The sequence below is a fragment of the Cupriavidus sp. WS genome (assembly GCF_000395345.1).
GTDB lineage: Bacteria > Pseudomonadota > Gammaproteobacteria > Burkholderiales > Burkholderiaceae > Cupriavidus > Cupriavidus basilensis_B.
Genome location: NZ_AQPL01000634.1, coordinates 1 through 881 on the forward strand (window position 1 = coordinate 1; position 881 = coordinate 881).

1 protein-coding gene is annotated in these 881 nt (G+C 63.6%); it reads right to left on the reverse strand.

Annotation, left to right across the window (positions count from 1 at the left end; genetic code table 11):
* Window positions 1–213: 213 nt before the first annotated feature.
* Window positions 214–881: tripartite tricarboxylate transporter permease (locus K206_RS40445; protein WP_020207072.1), on the reverse strand; the 668-nt coding region annotated here is incomplete at its 5' end.

Sequence of the window (881 nt, forward strand, 5' to 3'; positions counted from 1 at the left end):
CTTTGATGTTGACTTTGACTTTAACTTTAACGTTAAGAAGTTGACTTTGACCTTCAGCCGCTGAAGTTAAGAATTTGACTTTGAAGCCGCGTCTCAAGCCGAACCCAACCTTTAAAGAACCCTCCCCCAATAAACCAATAAAAAAAAGCCCAACACCACAAAAGTGTCAGGCTTCGCCAACATAATCACCCCGCCGCCACGCGGCAAGCCAACTCAACCCGCCGCATCCGCCACCCCCCCACGCCGCGCGGCGCGCCGCGCCAGCCACCCCAGCACCCTCGGAATCACCACCACCGCCACGGTCATCGCCAGGATGGTCGCCGAGATCGGCTGGGTCACGAAGATCGACCAGTCGCCCTGGCTGATCGACAGCGCGTTGCGCAATTGCTTCTCGGCGATGGGCCCCAGGATCATGCCGACGATCACCGGCGCGGTGGGGAAGTCGAAGCGCCGCATGGCCATGCCCAGCACGCCGATCACGAACAGCAGCAGCAGGTCGAACCACGACTGGCGGATGCCGTACGCGCCCAGCCCCGCGAAGATCAGGATGCCGCCGTACAGCAGCGGCGTGGGAATGCGCAGCATGCGCACCCACAGGCCGATGGCCGGCAGGTTCAGCACCAGCAGCATCACGTTGCCGATGTAGAGCGAGGCCAGCAGGCCCCACACCAGGTCGCCCGAGGTCTGGAACAGCATCGGGCCGGGCTGCAGGTTGTAGTTCTGGAACGCCGCCAGCAGGATCGCGGTGGTGTTCGAGGTGGGGATGCCCAGCGTCAGCAGCGGCGCCAGCGTGGCGGTGACGGCGGCGTTGTTGGCGGCCTCGGGGCCGGCCACGCCTTCGATCGCGCCGACCGTGCCGAACTCGTCCTTGTGCCTGGACA